Annotated in this window: 12 protein-coding genes; 10 read left to right on the top strand and 2 right to left on the bottom strand. The window is 38.4% G+C overall.

Annotated elements, in window-relative coordinates:
* Positions 1 to 198 precede the first annotated feature (198 nt).
* Together NE638_RS10535 and NE638_RS10530 are read right to left on the bottom strand one after the other, a co-directional pair.
* Positions 199 to 993: a hypothetical protein gene (locus NE638_RS10535; RefSeq protein ID WP_173722932.1), complete on the bottom strand. Its 795-nt coding sequence runs from the start codon at positions 991 to 993 to the stop codon at positions 199 to 201.
* The gene (locus NE638_RS10530; protein ID WP_173734101.1) at positions 990 to 1,529 is read right to left on the bottom strand and encodes an RNA polymerase sigma factor; all 540 of its coding nucleotides are present in this window, start codon (positions 1,527 to 1,529) and stop codon (positions 990 to 992) included. Before NE638_RS10530 ends, NE638_RS10535 begins: the two co-directional genes overlap by 4 nt.
* Before the next feature lie 745 nt (positions 1,530 to 2,274).
* Here NE638_RS10530 and NE638_RS10525 point away from each other — a divergent pair.
* From NE638_RS10525 to NE638_RS10480, 10 genes are all read left to right on the top strand, one after another.
* Positions 2,275 to 2,814, top strand: a complete 540-nt coding sequence (locus tag NE638_RS10525) for an RNA polymerase sigma factor (protein ID WP_055056185.1) — start codon at positions 2,275 to 2,277, stop codon at positions 2,812 to 2,814.
* Complete coding sequence (locus tag NE638_RS10520; protein WP_173722935.1) at positions 2,808 to 3,914, top strand: DUF4179 domain-containing protein; 1,107 nt, start codon at positions 2,808 to 2,810, stop codon at positions 3,912 to 3,914. Before NE638_RS10525 ends, NE638_RS10520 begins: the two co-directional genes overlap by 7 nt.
* Positions 3,915 to 4,355: 441 nt before the next feature.
* Positions 4,356 to 5,708, top strand: coding sequence for an MFS transporter (locus NE638_RS10515; protein ID WP_420314137.1), 1,353 nt, complete (start codon positions 4,356 to 4,358; stop codon positions 5,706 to 5,708).
* A 59-nt stretch (positions 5,709 to 5,767) separates the two neighbouring features.
* On the top strand, positions 5,768 to 7,201 hold the full coding sequence (locus NE638_RS10510) for an alpha-L-fucosidase (protein ID WP_173722939.1): 1,434 nt from the start codon (positions 5,768 to 5,770) through the stop codon (positions 7,199 to 7,201).
* A 215-nt stretch (positions 7,202 to 7,416) separates the two neighbouring features.
* The gene (locus NE638_RS10505; protein ID WP_173722941.1) at positions 7,417 to 8,442 is read left to right on the top strand and encodes an alpha-L-fucosidase; all 1,026 of its coding nucleotides are present in this window, start codon (positions 7,417 to 7,419) and stop codon (positions 8,440 to 8,442) included.
* 595 nt (positions 8,443 to 9,037) lie between these two features.
* Entirely contained in the window at positions 9,038 to 10,897 is a 1,860-nt protein-coding gene (gene asnB / locus NE638_RS10500; RefSeq protein ID WP_118071917.1) for an asparagine synthase (glutamine-hydrolyzing), read from the top strand.
* A gap of 738 nt (positions 10,898 to 11,635) precedes the next feature.
* On the top strand, positions 11,636 to 12,187 hold the full coding sequence (locus NE638_RS10495) for a hypothetical protein (protein ID WP_173722943.1): 552 nt from the start codon (positions 11,636 to 11,638) through the stop codon (positions 12,185 to 12,187).
* A 575-nt stretch (positions 12,188 to 12,762) separates the two neighbouring features.
* Positions 12,763 to 13,320, top strand: a complete 558-nt coding sequence (locus tag NE638_RS10490; protein ID WP_114002530.1) for an RNA polymerase sigma factor — start codon at positions 12,763 to 12,765, stop codon at positions 13,318 to 13,320.
* Positions 13,317 to 14,708, top strand: a complete 1,392-nt coding sequence (locus tag NE638_RS10485; RefSeq protein WP_173746163.1) for a DUF4179 domain-containing protein — start codon at positions 13,317 to 13,319, stop codon at positions 14,706 to 14,708. The genes NE638_RS10490 and NE638_RS10485 overlap by 4 nt, the downstream gene beginning before the upstream one ends.
* 162 nt (positions 14,709 to 14,870) lie before the next feature.
* Positions 14,871 to 15,068: a hypothetical protein gene (locus NE638_RS10480; RefSeq protein WP_173746162.1), complete on the top strand. Its 198-nt coding sequence runs from the start codon at positions 14,871 to 14,873 to the stop codon at positions 15,066 to 15,068.
* Positions 15,069 to 15,072 lie beyond the last annotated feature (4 nt).

Here is a 15,072-nt window from a genome sequence, read left to right as displayed (position 1 = left end):
TGGATCATGTCAATCTAGGAAATGAGAGTACAGCTAATTGAATGAATCGAAAGGCTGTACTTTTATTTTAACTATAAAAGTTCTGGACAGCTACACTATCTGTAAATTATAACATATTATGCATCAGCTGCGATACAGGTATTTCCACAACAGTTACAAAAAGATGGTGAACCGGACTGAATCCACCATCTTTTTTCTTTATCTTCTGTTATTAATAACCTCTCTCGCCATATCTGCAAGTTCTCCGGCAGATAATTTTCCATCTATTTGCAGCAAATCATACTGGATGCCATCCTTATTCCAGTTAACGCTTTGAACCTGACTGACTTCAATCTGAGAAGCACTGTCATCGTAACTGAATACAACTTTTCCACTGGACTGGTCTTTTTTATCTTGTTCTGTCAATTCGTAATCATCTGATACCACTTTATTTATATAATGTACATAATACAAATTTGTTCCATTTACAGTGGCAATAATATCACCTGACGGAGTAAGTTTTGAGTTAAATTTCTGCTGTTCAAACAATACAACATCTCCATTCTTCTGATAATCAAAGGACACAGATTTAAAATTCTCAATTACATTTGCATTGCCATCCTTAAAACTGTTTTTTATAATATTGCCCTCTTTGAAGCAGTACCCGTTCTCAAAGGTATCAATCAATACCGGTCTATACCCAATATCCTTTGTAATCTGTTCTGACGTTGGAAGAGATGTATAATCAGCACGTGATGCAGATGAACCTGTCCACATTGAAATCTTTCCTGTTGCTGCCATAGCAGTAACTCCAATTGTAAGTGTTGCAGCTATCAACAAAGGTAATATTTTCTTTTTTGATCTCATAGTCGTTTGCTTCCTTTCTGTATCTGCGAAGTCAAGTTTTGCATAAACTCTCTGTCTGACATTCTCTGTATCAATATCAAGAGCATTGCAGGAAATATCTGCCTGTTTTTGTATTCCCAATTCTTTAAGCAAATTTTTTCTTCTCATAATTTTTCCTCCGCATCCGATAACATTTTTCTGAGTTTTCTTTTTCCTCTTGAAAGTCTGGTCTTAACTGTAGAAATATTAAGTCCCATTGCTTTTGAAATATCCTTGATTTTTTCATCAAATTTATACCGCCTTACAAAAATCTCGCTGTCAGGTTCGCCAAGGCTCATAACTGTTTCCCATACATAATTATTGTGAAAATTCTCTTCCATGAAATTTTTGCCATCTGACAGTTCAATATCTTCAAGAGATGTATGATCCATCTTTCTGTTTATCCGTTTCAGAGCAAAATTCCGGGCAACAGCAGCAAGATATGACCGTAATGTACCTTTCTGCAAATCTATCCTCCCGGTATTCTTCCAAAGTACAACAAACACATCTGCCACAATTTCTTCAATATCCTCTTTCGGCAGTGAATTGCCGGCCATATGATACAAAACAGTACTCAAATACGGCGTATAAATTCGGATTGCTTCATCTATTGAATTTTTTTCTCTGTTCCCGAGACGCTGCAAAAGTTCTGCTTCATCTGTCATATCAATCCTACTTTCTTTTTAATATTTTCAAAAATTAAAAGCTTTTAACCTTTACATTCTTATATATCCTGTCAAAGAGCAAAAAGTTTCAATTTTAGAAAATTATGATATTGATACACTATTTTACAACTTTTTTATAAAAAAATATCGTACAGGATTTCCTGATGTATAATGAATTTGGCATAAAACATTACAAAGGAAAGTGACCCTGTACGGCAAAAACATTATACAGCGAAAAAATACTGATAGGCAGACTTCAGCAATATTTTTTGATCTATTTTGAAACTTTTTCTGTTCCGACAGCAGATACCTTATTTCTGCTGATATTATCTATACTGAGCCGCACACAACGGTTCCAACTATCTGAATGGACACTGCTTTGTGAGAGTCATGCTCTGCGTACCTGTCTGGAATGGGGATAAAGTATCTCATCTTTCATTGCACATATACAGAGAAACTGGGTGAGAAAACAGGGAAAGCATATCGGATTGATCTAAGCAGTGTTTTGTTTTTGTCGCCTGTGAAGAGCAAGACAAAGAGAAGCTTGAGGAATATATTACGGAATTACATAAAAAATACAAACACAAACAGAACAGAGATTAAAAAAGTGGATATTTCGTTGGCAATGGAAGAGGCAACGGAAAAAAATACTTTTATGAGAACCGATTTCCTTTTCGATGCATCTAATTAGTGTAAAAGTAAACATGAGTAGTAATCCAGCTGGACAAAAGGAGAAGACAAAGTTATGACAAAAGATGTATTTATTAAGGAGGTCCGGGATGCAGAAGCCATGCTGTATCATATATCGAAGTCCATTCTGAAGAATGACTCTGATTGTGGGGATGCTGTGCAGGAAACAATTCTTAAGGCATATGAAAAACTTCCCACTTTAAAGAAAGAAAAATATTTCCGAACATGGATCACAAGGATATTGATCAATGAATGCAAAGGGATTCTTCGGAAAAGAAAAAATGTTATTCCATATGAAGAATATATGGACAATATGAAAATGACTGAGGAGGACAGATACAGTCATCTGTATATGGCGATTATGGAACTTCCGGAGGATCTGAGGGTTTTGGTAACATTGTATTATTTAGAAGGATTTTCATTGAAAGAGATCAGTGAGGCTCTGGATATTCCGGAAGGAACGATCAAAAGCAGACTTTCACGTGCAAGAGAGTTTTTGAAGGTGCAGTTATCCGAAGAAGAGAAAAGACCGGCAACTGGGAAAAACAGCAAGCAATTAAAGAGAATAACAGGAAAGGGGAAAATGTCATGTTAGAGAAGAAATGGAATAATATCGCACCGGAAGTACCACAGGATTTTCATAATAAATTTGAAGATACACTAAAACAGATTGAACAGGCGGATTCAGTTGATAAAAAATACAAAAGAAAAAAAATCAGTGGACGATTACTGATTGCAGCAGCAGTAATCTGTACTGGTATGGCTGTTACTGTGGCTGCAAAAGAGTTCTTTAAATGGAATGATTACCTGGTGAAAAGACTGGATCCATCGGAGGAACAGCAGGAGACACTGCAGGAATCAACTTATATTCAGAATATAGACCAGTCTGTAACACAAAATGGTGTGACGGTTACCCTGACAGATTCTATTCAGGATCAGGGATTCCTGTATGCTTTTTTTGAAGTGAAAACAGATGACAGTATTTCTATGACTGATCATACTTCTTTTGAGGAGATGACACATTTTAAGATCGATGGAAAAGAAGTATATGCAGTGGACGATAACAGATTTGGAAGTTTCAATACTGGGGTAGGACAGGATGTGTTACTGAAAACAGATCAAAATTCTACACATCTTAAATATTTTAACGCCTGTATATCTTATGACGGTGATTATGATCTGAGTAATAAAACAGTAGAAATCACATTAAAGAATCTTACGGAGGAAGGAGATTATGATACGACTGTTATTACAGATGGAACATGGGATTTTAAATGGACTCTGGGTGCAGTAAAGCCTCCGACAACTCTGGAAGTGAACCGGAAATGTGATTTTGGAGGTTATGAAATCACAGTGAAAAAAATGGAAGTAACGCCCCTTTTATGGTCATTATATCTTGATTATGATGAAGCTATGAAGGTGTATGAAGATGAAAAAAACAAATTTGAGTACGCAGGTACGGACTATGGCATGGATCTTTATGCCAGAACTAGTATTGACCAGGTGCGTTATAAAGATGGAACGGTTTTAACACTTGATAGGACCATGGGAGGCATCGCTGGCGGTGGAGAAAAACAGGATAAGGAAAACGGTGTCCTGATCATCAGAAACAGCTTCCCGCAACTGGTTGATGTAGATAACCTGCAGGCGGTACATTTTGGGAACATTGACCAATGGCTTGAAGTGCGGGGATAAAAGTTTTTTCGGTGATACAGAAAAATCCTCCCATAATTAGATAATGAGAAAATACAAAAAGAACCGATACAAGGTCTTTGCAAGACTGATATCGGCTCTTTTTGGCTAAGTCTGCCAACTATAAAATTTTGTTTATATATTAACGCATCCTGTTCATGTACAGGAAACGGATTCTAGCGTATACTGAAATTATTGATTACAAGGTCTACATGAACTGCAAATACAGATTCCGGGTTATATCCGGAAGCCATATTTTGCACTTACCGGTAAAATCTGTAATAGTTGGCATAAAAATTCATTACATATTCGATATAAGCTTTAAATCTTTTCATTGTCTGTTCCTCCTTTCTTTATCTTATGGCTGTATTATAAAGCAGGTTAACCGGGAATTCATGCCAAATAGAAAGAAAAAACAGACAAATCTTGCCAAAAAAGGAGCGGATAAATAAATGGTATAACAAAGTTGGATATGGTTCAGGAGACATGGCTGGAAATGTGGTATATTCATTTCTGTCATCCTTTATCATGATCTATCTGACCAATATAGTTGGTCTGAATGCAGGTATCGTCGGAACACTTATTGCAGTATCCAAACTGTTTGACGGTGTAACGGATATCTTTTTTGGAGCTATGATCGATAAAACAAAGAGCCGTCTTGGAAAAGCAAGACCCTGGATGCTTTACGCATACATTGGCTGTGCGGTAACTCTGATAGCAAACTTTGCTATTCCGACTAACATGGGAAAATTTGCACAGTATGCATGGTTCTTTATTGCATACACCCTTTTAAATGCCGTATTCTTTACTGCAAACAATATTGCTTATGCGGCACTTGTAGCATTAGTAACCAAGAACAGTAAGGAACGAGTTGAGATGGGATCCTGGAGATTCATCTTTGCCTTTTCAACTGTCCTTATTATTCAGTCAGTGACAGTTAAGTTTGTACAGATCCTTGGAGGCGGGGCATACGCCTGGAAAGTAGTTGCAATCGTGTTTGCGATTGTAGGTGTCATTGTAAATACCATCTCTGTTTTCTCTGTAAAAGAGCTTCCGGAAGAGGAACTGAATGGTGATGGGGTTGTTGATGACGAGATAGAGAAATATGGTCTTGTAGAGGCAGCAAAACTTCTGTTTTCTAACAAATATTACATTATGATTTCCGTAACATATATTGTACAGCAGACATACTCTGCCATGCTGAACATGGGTATCTACTATATGACATATGTCCTTCTTAATGAAGATCTTTATGCTGTATTTTCCTGGGCGATCAATATTCCACTGATCATTGCACTGATCATAACACCTACCCTGGTAGCAAAATGGAAAGGACTTTACAAACTGAATATTGTAGGTTATGCAATTGCAACTGTCGGAAGAGCACTTGTTGTTGTTGCAGCTTATATGCACAGTGTACCTCTTATGATTCTCTTTACTGCTGTATCCTCATTCGGACAGGGACCATGGCAGGGAGATATGGGAGCAGTTGTGGCAAACTGTTCTGAATATACTTACCTTACAAAAGGCAAAAGAATTGATGGAACCATGTATTCCTGTACATCTTTCGGAACCAAGCTTGGTGGTGGAATTGGTACTGCACTGACAGGATGGCTTTTAGCTGCAAGTGGATTCAATGGTGAAGTTGTTACCCAGTCTGCATCCTGCCTGAATATATTACATTTCATGTATCTGTGGTTCCCTGTAATCCTTGCTTTAATTATCACGTTCATCATGACAAAAATGAATGTAGAAAAAGCAAATGAAGAACTGAAAAGCAGAAGATTAAAAGGTTAAAATGGAATTACCGTTTTTCTGAAGAGAGGAAACGATAAAAATAAAAAGGGGAATTCGATATGAACTATAATGGTTTGAAAGAAGATAAAAGATTAGTTAAAGCGGTACCATCAGCAAGACAGATCGCATATGAAAACATGGAATTTTTCTGTTTCATTCATTTCACTGTAAATACTTTTACCGGAAGCGAATGGGGAGATGGAACAGAACCGGAATCCATTTTTAATCCGACAGAGCTGGACGCACGCCAGTGGGCAAAAACAGCAGCAGAGGGCGGGATGAAGGGCCTGATCCTCACATGCAAACATCATGACAGATTTTGCCTGTGGCCATCCAAATACACCGAGCATAGTATCAAAAACTCCCCGTACAAAAACGGAAAAGGGGATATTGTCAGAGAAACAGCCGAAGCGTGCCGGGAGTTTGGACTTAAATTTGGTGTTTATCTTTCACCCTGGGACAGAAACAACAGCAGCTATGGAAAGGGAAAAGAGTATGACGATTACTATCTGAACCAGCTGACAGAGCTGCTGACAGAATATGGTGATATCTTTGTAATCTGGCTGGACGGTGCATGTGGTGAGGGACCAAATGGAAAGGTTCAGAAATACGACTGGCAGAGATATTATAAAGTGATGCGTGAACTGCAGCCGAATGCGGTGATCTCTATTTCAGGCCCGGACATCAGATGGTGTGGAAACGAGGCCGGGGAAGTAAGACCGAGTGAATGGAGCGTTGTTGCAAAGGATATGACTGATCCGGCGATCACAGCAGCGTTAAGCCAGCAGGAAGATAATGAAGAATTCCGGAACCGGCCGTTGGACGAGACCCAGACAGACCTTGGAAGCAGGGAACGCCTTGCAAATGAAAAAGAGCTTGCATGGTACCCTGCAGAGACGGATGTTTCTATCCGTCCAGGCTGGTTCTATCATGAGGAAGAAGATGACCAGGTCCGCTCCTTTGAGAACCTGAAAGACATTTACTTAAAATCCGTAGGGGGAAATACCACATTATTATTAAATCTTCCTCCGATGAAAAATGGCCGTATCCATGAAACAGATGCTGCAAATCTGAAACAGTTGGGCGAGTTTATTGAGAATACCTTTAAATATAATCTGGTTGATGAAGCAGGTATCACATCTATCCCGCCATTGGATTGCTGGGAGAAAGAACCTACAGTATTAAGAAATGATGATTATGAGACTTATTTTATGAACGAAGCGGGAACAAATAAGCTCATGATCAAGATTAACTGGATCGAGAAAAAGAAACTTAATTATCTGGTACTGAAGGAGGCCATTCCATTCAGCCAGAGAGTAGAAAAGTTCAAAGTCTGCTATGAAGAAAATGGATCTATGAAAGAATGCTATAATGGAACTACCATTGGATATAAAAAGATTATTGATCTTAAAGGAATCCAGACAGATTTTCTGGCAATCGTGATCGAAGACTCCAGAGTAGCACCGGTAATGTCTTTCGTGGGAGTATATTGATCAGGAACTGATATTTTCAGCTGAAAACTACGCGTTGTGTTCTCACTGTTATCTGCGGTGACGAATAGAACGCGTAAATTTTTGGCAGATTATGGCAATCTTGCAAATAGCATCTCTGAAAGTAAAAATATCTAATATAATGTAAAAGTTATGGAATGTTGGAATCGTGAACTTTCTGATATAATGAAAACACAAATGAAGGGAGATCGATCAGTATGAGCACAGATACGAGAAAATGGTTTAAAGAAGCCGGATATGGAATGATGATTCATTGGGGCTTGTATTCACTTCTGGCCGGAGAGTGGAAAGACCAGAAATGTGGAAATTACGCTGAATGGATTCAGACAAGATGCAGAATTCCGATAAGCGAATATGATAAACTGGCAACGGCATTCAATCCTGTCTATTTTAATGCGGATGAAATTGTAAAATTTGCAAAAGATTGCGGAATGAAATATCTGGTGTTTACAAGCAAACACCATGAAGGCTTTGCCATGTACCATTCTAAGGTGGATAAATTCAATGTGGTGGATGCGACACCGTTCAAACGCGATGTTTTAGGAGAACTTGCAGAAGCCTGCTACAAAAACGGGTTAAAGTTTGGATTATATTATTCCCAGGATCTGGACTGGCATGATAAGAATGGTGGAGGATATTTATCCGGACACATTCCGTGTGAGGGAACAGCCTGGTGCAATGACTGGGATTTTCCGGATAATGATAAAAAAGATTATGATGTGTGCTTTCGCAATAAGATTTATCCTCAAATCGAAGAACTTCTGAGAAATTATGGGGAATTGAGCCTGATTTGGTTTGATGTTCCGATAACATTGGAAGAGAAGCATAGTCGGGCGATTTTTGATTTGGTAAAAAAATATCAGCCAGATTGTCTGATCAATTCAAGGCTTGGCAATGGAGCATATGATTATGTATCACTGGGAGACAATGAAGTACCGGAATCTATACCAGATAATGCGGAACTGAAAGAAAGCATGATGAATGCATTTGACGGATTCAAGCCATCACCTTATGGCCTGTATGAGACTGCGGCAACTGTGAATAACAGTTGGGGATATTGTGCATGGGATCAAAATTGGAAATCTGCAAGAGAGATCGCAGATATAAAACAAAAATTAAATCATCTGGGAATTAATTATTTGCTGAATGTAGGACCTGATGGACTCGGGAGAATCCCGGCAGAATGCAGGAGAATTTTACGAAATGTAGCGAAATATGATTAATCTGAGATTTAAAGCGGCAGGAAAATTATTTCCCACCGCTTTTTATGTATAAAAACTGATGAGGGGCGGTTATGTATAGTTGCTTAGAACAATAAGTGAGAATCCTCGGCAATTCAATTACCGAGATGAAAGCGCATGCATGTGCGTATCTGCACATACTTGTGATGCAGAAGCATATTATCGGCGGTGTAATGGCAGGTGCAGTGAAAGGGTAAAGATTCATTAAATATAGATAACCGTACAGTCGGAAAAATGGCTCTGTAACAAAAGACCGTTTTTCCGGCTTTTCATTTTGTCAGCAGTGAGGCATTCATACCGTTTGTAAATCTGTAAGATCTGAGTCATTGGGGTATGTCATGACGGGTAATCAAATATATGACATAGATTCTGCAATTGTAGAAAATGGGATTGACTTTCTAATTCTACAGATGTAGAATTAGAGATGATTTCTACAAAGGTAGAAAAAGAAGGGAGAACACAAGCTGAGGCGCAGACTCACAGACCACTATGATTACGATGTGACCATGTGGGATTCACTTGTGATAAAAAAGTTGCTGCAGCGTATAAACTACATCAAATAGATACGGAGGATAAAATGTGCGGAATCTGTGGATTTACAGGTTACAGACAGGATCAGAAGACAGTAATTGAAAGGATGATGAAAGCTATTGAGCATAGGGGCCCGGATAGTGAGGGCTCTTTTTGCAGGGAGAAGATCACGCTGGGCTTTCGAAGACTTAGTATTATTGATTTAGAAGATGGGCAGCAGCCTATGGAAAGTGCGGACGGAAACCTTCATATTGTTTTTAATGGAGAAATCTATAATTATAAGGAACTGCGGGCAGAACTTGAGGCTTTCGGCATTTCTTTCTGTACTCATTCTGACACGGAGGTTCTGATAAATACTATTCAGCAGTATGGGGAGAAGGCACTGGATAAGCTCAGGGGAATGTTTGGGTTTGCTGTATGGAATGAACAGGAGCAGAGTTTGATGCTTGCAAGGGATTTTTTTGGAATTAAGCCTGTGTACTATGCCGAAATAGATGGACACTTTGTATTTGCTTCTGAAATTAAGAGTATCCTTGCATTTCCAGGCTATGAAAGGAAAGTAAATCAGAAGGCACTGGAGCAGTATTTGTCATTTCAATATTCCCCTCTGGAAGAAACTTTTTTCAGGGGGATTTATAAGCTTATGCCAGGTCATATGCTTTTATATAAAAACGGAAACTATGAGATAAAGACTTATTTCAAAACAAAGCTTGCACCAGGCCAATGGGACCGTAAGACGAATATGGAGCAGCTGCGGAATCAGCTTGCAGAGAATTTAAAGGATTCAGTGGAGCACCATATGTTAAGTGATGTGGAAGTCGGCGCGTTTTTATCCGGGGGAGTGGATTCCGGTTATCTGGCTTCTTCCTCTGGTGCAGATCAGGCATTTACAGTGGGATTCGATGAGGGAGACCGATATAGTGAAGTAAACAAAGCTGCCAAAGTGGCAGAAAAAGCTGGTTTAAAACACCATGTGAAAATCATATCCAAGCAGGAATTCTGGGATGCCCTTCCAGATGTTATGTATCATATGGATGAGCCCCTTGCTGATGCTTCTGCCGTTGCACTCTACTTTCTCTCAAAAGAGGCTGCAGGTCATGTCAAGGTTGTTCTTTCCGGAGAAGGAGCAGACGAGCTTTTCGGTGGATATAATATTTACAGAGAACCGGAATCATTGAAAAAAATTGCCTGGATTCCATTTGGTGTCAGACGTGTAATTGGAAAACTGGCTGCAAAGCTGCCGGATGTGAAGGGACGAGATTTCCTTATCCGTGCAGGAATGAAAGTGGAAGAACGTTTCATCGGAAATGCATATATTTACCGTGAAAAAGAGAAAGCGCAGATTTTGAAAAATAAAGTAACAGGACCTTCCACACAGGAATATTTAAGACCATTTTTTAAAGAACTTGAGTCAGAAAACAGAGGATCACTTCGAGACATGGAAAAAATGCAGTCTGTAGATCTGAGATACTGGCTTCCTGGCGATATTTTACAGAAAGCAGATAAAATGAGCATGGCACATTCATTGGAAGTCAGGGTACCATTTCTGGATAAAGAAGTTTTTGACTTTGCAGCAAAGCTTCCGAAAGAAGCCAAGATTGCAGCGGGTACAACCAAATATATTTTCCGTAAAGCTGTTTCAGAATTTCTTCCACAGGAAACCGATGAACGTAGGAAACTTGGTTTTCCAATTCCAATCCGTGTGTGGCTGCGGCAGGATGACTGGTATCAGAGGGTAAAGGAGTTATTTACCTCGAAAGAAGCAGAAGAGTTTTTTCATACAGATAAGCTTCTTTTACTTCTGAAAGAGCACAAAGAGAAAAAGGCAGATAACAGCCGTAAAATCTGGACAGTTTTGACATTCCTTATCTGGTATGATAGATTTTTTGCTACATGTTCGAAGTGAGAGAGTTGGTTATGAGACGGTAAAAATATAAATATACGAAAAATCCGTTGACAATGGTATTTGGGACTTTTATGATAAAACTCTATTTGTTTGTATAGAAACTTTCGGATTATTGGAGGAAGAGTTTAAGGAGTATGTGGGTGGAAATCTGAAAGATCTTACGGTTTTGGATGCTTTCGACTCATTGTTCTTAAATGGAAAGGCAAATCAGGAAGCGCAATTTCAGCAGTTTGCTTCCTTGGAAATCCACAATTGCAGTCTGTGGCATCTAGGAAAGGAGTTATATTACTATCCTGTATATTTGTTGGATTTATTCTTTTGTTACTTTACAGAGAAACATTTGTTCATCTTAGCATAATTTACAGAAGAGAAAAATATAGTGCAGGTAGTAGTGTAAGAAATGTGATCGAACCAAAAGACCTTGGGATGCAGTCCGATTGTGACGATGCATGTAACTGGGATGATAAGGAGAATATTTATGATTGAAGCTGTAGCAGTACTTCCTTTTTTATAGTTGCAGGAACTCTATGGGGGATAATAGAAACTTTTAAATATAGGAAATTTTTTTCAAGAGACTGTGAAAACGGACAAATCTCCACTATTAAAGCGTACCGAATAAAGCGACGTGGATCCTGGCGGATTTTTGGTGACCGTATTCTAGATGAAAAATCGTTTCTGGTAATGAGGGAAAAGGAGTCAAAGTTAAAAATTCATTAATTCAATAGCGGGGTATTTTAAATGGCTGAACAAAATGTTTTTAATCTAATGCAAAACGATGAGATTGGACTGTTGTGGAAAAAGATATATCAATTACATCAAAAAACCAAAATTTATCTACTTACAGCCGAAGAAATATCAGAAAATGGGGATGCATTGATTCAGCCATTAAAAGAGCACCGGGATGCATATGATCATGTTGTAAGGATTTTTGCAAGCACAACCAAAAAAGTGCCGGAAGGATACGATTACTATTCTTATATCAAAGGAAACCTTGAGAAAGCATATGGACATGAGTATCGTGCTTTTTTTGATACGGCAGACTGGCTTGCATACAATCTGCGGCATAATTTAAGAGAGCGCATAAATGCGATTCCATATAATAAAAGAAATCAATTAATCCCAAATTGCAAAGAAATAATCAAATTATTGAACCAATACCCATTTGAAATTTCTAATCTACGAAATGACAAGGATATAGTAAAAGAGTCTGATTCGGATGAGACAATAAAAGAATATGAAAATTTGCTTAGGCAATTAATAAAGTTATATAAAGAAATTGATTCAATTTGATGTTGCTACTAAAAACAATTAATAGACTGATTGATCGTCGAAAGGTATCTGTTTGTCCATATCAGTGATATGTTACTCCATAAGGAGAGTTCAGGAATATGTAGAATATTACACTTGCTAAAAAATCTGAGTGCAGAAGCGGCAGACCTTTTTTACAAGTGTAATACGGTTTTACTTTCAAGAGTGACTCAACGACTTGAATAATTGTGCGTCGCATTCTCGTTATTTCAGTGATGAGTTAGACGTGCAAATCTTTTCTAAAAAATACAAATAGAGGGAGTTTTATTGGACTAAATATTTTATAACAGCAGTTGCAGCCGGTATCTCATGATTTATAAAATGAGAATATCGGCTGCTTTTCATTATTTTTACCTCTAAAAGGTAATCTTCTGAAAACCAAAACTGTAGTTTGGATCTCAACTGAAAAAAATTAAATTTTTTTGTTACCATCCACTATTTTTTACGATATATAATATGAATGGAAATTTTTTTATTCAAAAAGGCGCCTTATCTGTTGCTGGTCAGATTATGGACAGTGACTTTTATCTTAAAGAAACCCGGAGGACAACCTGTAAATGAATGATGATGAAATTATAAACCTGTTTTTGAAAAGAGATGAGAATGGAATTATAGAATTGAGTACTAAGTATCACCCCTATTGCTACAAGATTGCCTGGAATTTATTGGCGAATAGAGAAGATGCCGAGGAATGTCTGAATGATACCTGGTTTTCGGTATGGTCACAGATTCCTCCTACGCATCCTTCTGTATTGGCACACTTTTGCGGTCGGATTACAAGAAATCTTAGTATTGACCGCTTAAGGAAAAAGTTTGCAGGCAAGCGCCCGGATGTTCATATGGCAGATGTTATGGAGGAAATGGAGCAGCTAAATGTAACTTATACCGTGGAAGAACAGCTGGCGGAAAAAGAACTGATGGAAACCATAAATCGTTTTTTGGAAGAAATGTCTCCAAAGGACAGAAATATTTTTGTACGAAGATACTGGTTTTTAGATCCTGTTTCTGCAATATCCAAAAGGCATCATATGTCAGCGGGAAGCGTGAAAATGAATTTATACAGAAACCGGAAAAAGCTGTTGAAACTGTTGGAAAAAGAAGGAGGACGCATATGAAAAAGTTTGATTTTTCAAAAGAATTTGGTAATATTGATTCGAAATATATAGAGGAAGCAGAGCGGGAATGGAGTGAAAAAAAGGAAAACCGGAGACCAAAAGGGTGGAGCAAAGCAGCTGCTGCCTGTGTGATCGTCACCTTGGGTTCTGTTATCTTTTCTAATCCACATATCCAGGCTGCAATAAAAAATATTACATTGTCCATAGGAGAAACCCTTGGTTTCCCAAAAGGCATTGAATCTTATACGGAAGTGTTGAATACCTCTAAGGAAGACAAAGGAATTACTGTAACATTAAAAGAAGTTGTTCTGGATAATGGGGTTCTGTTAACAAAGGTGCATGCAGAAAAAACATCTTCCGGGCAAAAGGACACGGATGATGTCCAGGATGACTGGACCTTTGCCAATACACAGCTTGACATTGATTATCAGAAAACTACAATAAATGGACAGAAAATTGAAGAATACGAAAGCGGACACCTTCTGCCATATTCGGACGAAGATTTGCTAAATACTGGACTGGATGAAAATGTCTATGATGCTGTTCTGGAATCCCGGTTTTCCCTTGATGGTGATTTGGGAGAAAATCCAGAAGTACATTTGGTACTCGGTGCCTATCAAAATGAAAATCTTGGCGAAGATTATTTCGCAGAGTTTGAGTTTGATTTTTCTATTCCCCATGAGGAGCTTATGAAACAGACAGTTCATAAAAAGCTAGAAGATGTTTCTGTTAAAACAGAAGAAGGAACCGTAAAATTAACAGACTTTTCCATGAATAAACTGCAAAGTATAATTAAGGCAGAAATTCCGGAAGAACTTGAGGAAAAGCTGTATAATGGTAATGAGATGATGCTTATGGGGACAGACAGTAAAGGAAATCAGGTACAGTATGAACTGCGCAGTAATTCGGCGGCAGATGGTAAATCTCAATGGAGTTTTAAAACCAGTTTCTGGGGTATGTATCAGCTGGATTCTGACGGCCCGGTTCTTTTGCTCCCGGATATTGACAGCGATTATCTGGAATTACAGCTTTATACCAGAGAACCTTACATGGCTGCAGCAGACACTGTCTGGGTTGATGACGATTTTGTAGAAATTGGTGAGACTACAGAAGCGGTAGAAGAAGTTCCGGAGGATACTTTGGAGGAAAAAAATCCGTCAGATGCAGAGGATCAGGTTGAAACTCAAATTATCGGAGGGGCAGATGCTCCCACAGAAGTAAGGCTTCAAGACGATACAGACCAGAAAGAAAATACCGACGCAGCAGATAAAACGGATGAAGATTACGGAACCGAAGAAAGCGCATATTATGATGGAGCTACAGGTGAAATCACTGCAGAATCCGGTTGGACATCTGTCGGGGATAAAATAAGGATTCAGATTAGGTAGAGAAACGTGAATCTGTTTTCAAAAATCCCATGTCAAAGAAGCTTTGCATACCTGTTTTTTCGCTGTAAAAGGTAAATTGCTTTTCATTTGGCAGAAATTTTTATATAATCCAGGTGAGAAAGCAAAACCGATTGGAAGAACAGGAGCAGAGCAATATGAACATTGGAACGTGAAAAGTCTGTTATTGACTTTTTTACAGGTGCAGGAACTGGAATTGTAATCACCTGCCTGTTTTCAGCTGATACAATGGTCAGAACGGTTACCATTGTATTAGGCGTGGTCATGATCGGAATTGGCTGGTACCAGGAAGCAAAATATGACAAAAGATTGTTCAGATATATGAATGATGAAGAACGGTGAGGTG

The sequence above is a fragment of the Blautia sp. MSK.18.38 genome, from assembly GCF_024460535.1.
GTDB classification, from domain to species: domain Bacteria; phylum Bacillota; class Clostridia; order Lachnospirales; family Lachnospiraceae; genus Blautia_A; species Blautia_A fusiformis.
This window is presented reverse-complemented; position numbering and strand designations above follow the sequence as displayed.